Annotated in this window: 3 protein-coding genes; all 3 read left to right on the top strand. The window is 69.0% G+C overall.

Annotation, left to right across the window (positions count from 1 at the left end; all coding sequences use genetic code 11):
* Positions 1 to 950, top strand: a 950-nt coding sequence (locus tag FGF04_RS34580) for a 1-deoxy-D-xylulose-5-phosphate reductoisomerase (protein WP_149515455.1), incomplete at its 5' end; no start/stop codon positions are given.
* Positions 947 to 2251, top strand: coding sequence for a M50 family metallopeptidase (locus FGF04_RS34575; RefSeq protein ID WP_149515339.1), 1305 nt, complete (start codon positions 947 to 949; stop codon positions 2249 to 2251). The genes FGF04_RS34580 and FGF04_RS34575, both read left to right, overlap by 4 nt.
* A 167-nt stretch (positions 2252 to 2418) precedes the next feature.
* Positions 2419 to 3576: a flavodoxin-dependent (E)-4-hydroxy-3-methylbut-2-enyl-diphosphate synthase gene (ispG, locus tag FGF04_RS34570; RefSeq protein WP_149515338.1), complete on the top strand. Its 1158-nt coding sequence runs from the start codon at positions 2419 to 2421 to the stop codon at positions 3574 to 3576.
* Positions 3577 to 3725 lie beyond the last annotated feature (149 nt).

Raw genomic sequence — 3725 nt, 5'->3', positions numbered from 1 at the left:
GCCACACCGTCCTGAACGGCATCACCGGCTCCATCGGCCTCGCCCCCACCCTCGCCGCCCTGGAGGCGGGCCGCACCCTCGCGCTCGCCAACAAGGAGTCGCTCATCGTYGGCGGCGACCTGGTGAAGGCGCTGGCCGCGCCGGGCCAGATCATCCCGGTGGACTCCGAGCACGCCGCCCTGTTCCAGGCGCTGGCCTCGGGCACCCGGGCCGACGTACGCAAACTCGTCGTCACCGCCTCCGGCGGACCCTTCAGGGGGCGTACGAAGGCGGAGCTGGCCGACGTCACCCCCGAGGACGCCCTCGCGCACCCCACCTGGGCCATGGGCCCCGTCATCACCGTCAACTCCGCGACCCTCGTCAACAAGGGGCTCGAAGTCATCGAGGCGCACCTCCTCTACGACATTCCCTTCGCGGACATTGAGGTGGTCGTGCATCCGCAGTCGTATGTCCACTCGATGGTGGAGTTCACGGACGGATCGACGATGGCCCAGGCGACGCCCCCCGACATGCGGGGGCCGATCGCCATCGGTCTGGGCTGGCCGCGGCGCGTCCCCGACGCCGCGCCCGCCTTCGACTGGTCCAAGGCGTCGAGCTGGGAGTTCTTCCCCCTGGACGGCGACGCGTTTCCGTCGGTCGGGCTCGCCCGGCACGTCGGGGAACTCGCGGGCACGGCTCCCGCGGTGTTCAATGCCGCCAACGAAGAATGCGTGGACGCGTTCCTGAACGGCGCACTGCCGTTCAACGGGATCATGGAGACCGTCACGGAGGTCGTCGCCGAACACGGCACGCCCCCCGCGGGAACCCCGCTCACCGTCGCGGACGTCCTCGAAGCGGAGACCTGGGCACGTGCCAGGGCCCGTGAACTGGCGGCCCGCACCGCACCGCACAAGAAGGCTGGGACACCAGCCCGGACGACAGCCATGACAACGGCGGAGGCTCGTGCATGACGACCCTGATGATGATCCTCGGCATAGTCGTCTTCGTGGTCGGCCTGCTCTTCTCGATCGCCTGGCACGAGCTGGGGCATCTCTCCACGGCCAAGATGTTCGGCATCCGCGTGCCGCAGTACATGGTCGGCTTCGGCCCGACGATCTTCTCGCGCCGCAAGGGCGACACGGAGTACGGGGTCAAGGCGATCCCGCTCGGCGGCTACATCCGGATGATCGGCATGTTCCCGCCCGGCCCCGACGGCCGCCTGGAGGCGAGGTCCACCTCCCCGTGGCGCGGCATGATCGAGGACGCCCGGGCGCAGTCCTTCGAGGAGCTCCAGCCGGGCGACGAGAAGCGGCTCTTCTACACGCGCAAGCCGTGGAAGCGCGTGATCGTGATGTTCGCCGGCCCCTTCATGAACCTGATCCTGGCCGTCGCGATCTTCCTCGGTGTGATGATGACGTTCGGCGTCCAGACCCAGACCACCACGGTCGGCAAGGTCTCCGACTGCGTCATCGAGCAGAGCGAGGCACGCTCCGAGTGCCGCGCGAGCGACACGCCCGCACCCGCCAAGGCCGCCGGCCTCAAGGGCGGTGACGAGATCCTCGCGTTCAACGGGAAGAAGGTCACCGACTGGTCGGCCCTGCAGGCCGACATCCGCGCCAACCCCGGCAAGGACGTCACCCTGACCGTCGAGCGGGACGGCAAGCAGCTCGACCTCTCCGCGCACCTGATCCGCAACCAGGTCAGCAAGACCGACGGCGACGGCGGCTACGTCGAGGGCAAGTACGTGTACGCCGGCTTCCTCGGCTTTACGCCCGCCTCCGGCATCGTCCAGCAGTCGTTCGGGCAGTCCGTGGACCGCATGGGCGACATGATGCAGAACGGCGTCGAGTCGCTGATCGACCTGCCGTCCAAGATCCCCGCCCTGTGGGACGCGGCCTTCGGCGACGGCGAGCGCGAGGCGGACTCCCCGATGGGCGTGGTCGGCGCTGCCCGCGTCGGCGGCGAGGTGTTCACCCTGGACATTCCGCCGGAGAACCAGATCGCGATGATGCTGTTCCTCGTCGCGGGTTTCAACCTCTCCCTGTTCCTGTTCAACATGCTCCCGCTGCTGCCGCTGGACGGCGGGCACATCGCGGGCGCCCTGTGGGAGTCGCTGCGGCGCAACGCGGCGAAGGTGCTGCGGCGCCCGGACCCGGGTCCGTTCGACGTGGCGAAGCTGATGCCCGTCGCGTACGTGGTCGCCGGGATCTTCATCTGCTTCACGATCCTGGTGCTGATCGCGGACGTCGTCAATCCGGTGCGAATCTCCTAGTCATACCCCGTTCACGACGGCCGGACACGAGGGGTGTCCGGCCGTCCCCCATCGGGTGGTCGTGCCCGGGGAATGTGCTCCGGCCTTCGAGGGTGACGTAATCTCGATGACTGGAGCCCGTCAGCTTTCGGGACCGACCGAATCCTTACCTTGGGGTTGCACAGCAGATGACTGCGATTTCACTCGGCATGCCGTCCGTTCCGACCAAGCTCGCCGAGCGCCGCAAGAGCCGGAAGATCCAGGTCGGAAGCGTGGCGGTGGGTGGGGACGCACCCGTCTCGGTGCAGTCGATGACCACGACCCGTACGTCGGACATCGGCGCCACGCTCCAGCAGATCGCCGAACTGACCGCCTCCGGCTGCCAGATCGTGCGCGTCGCCTGTCCCACCCAGGACGACGCCGACGCCCTCGCCACCATCGCCCGCAAGTCGCAGATCCCGGTCATCGCCGACATCCACTTCCAGCCGAAGTACGTGTTCGCCGCGATCGACGCCGGCTGCGCCGCGGTGCGCGTGAACCCGGGCAACATCAAGCAGTTCGACGACCAGGTCAAGGAGATCGCGCGGGCCGCCAAGGACACCGGCACGCCGATCCGCATCGGGGTCAACGCGGGCTCCCTCGACAAGCGCCTCCTCCAGAAGTACGGCAAGGCGACGCCCGAGGCGCTCGTCGAGTCGGCGCTGTGGGAGGCGTCCCTCTTCGAGGAGCACGACTTCCGGGAGATCAAGATCTCGGTCAAGCACAACGACCCCGTGGTCATGGTCAACGCCTACCGGCAGCTCGCCGCGCAGTGCGACTACCCGCTGCACCTGGGCGTCACCGAGGCGGGCCCGGCCTTCCAGGGCACGATCAAGTCGGCCGTCGCCTTCGGGGCGCTGCTCAGCGAGGGCATCGGCGACACCATCCGCGTCTCCCTGTCGGCCCCGCCGGTCGAGGAGATCAAGGTCGGGATGCAGATCCTGGAGTCGCTGAACCTCAAGCAGCGCCGCCTGGAGATCGTCTCCTGCCCGTCCTGCGGGCGCGCCCAGGTCGACGTGTACAAGCTCGCCGAGGAGGTCACCGCGGGTCTGGAGGGCATGGAGGTCCCGCTGCGCGTCGCGGTCATGGGCTGCGTGGTGAACGGCCCGGGCGAGGCCCGCGAGGCCGACCTCGGCGTCGCCTCCGGCAACGGCAAGGGCCAGATCTTCGTCAAGGGCGAGGTCATCAAGACGGTCCCGGAGTCGAAGATCGTGGAGACCCTCATCGACGAGGCGATGAAGATCGCCGAACAGATGGAGGCCGACGGGATCCCCTCCGGGGAGCCCTCGGTGTCGGTCGCCGGCTGACGAATCCGGTCTGTGCCCCTGCTCCCCAGCCCGTCCGGCGTTTGAGGACGAGCGCGCAAGCGCGATGGCGGGGGTCCGGGGGCGGCAGCCCCCAGGGACGATGGGGGTCCCCCCGCTCGAGCGCAGCCGAGAGCGGGGGAGGGTAGGGG

This window comes from Streptomyces apricus (genome assembly GCF_008369065.1).
Classification (GTDB): domain Bacteria; phylum Actinomycetota; class Actinomycetes; order Streptomycetales; family Streptomycetaceae; genus Streptomyces; species Streptomyces apricus.
The sequence above is the reverse complement of the archived record's forward strand: the minus strand, read 5'-3'. Positions and strand labels throughout refer to the sequence as shown.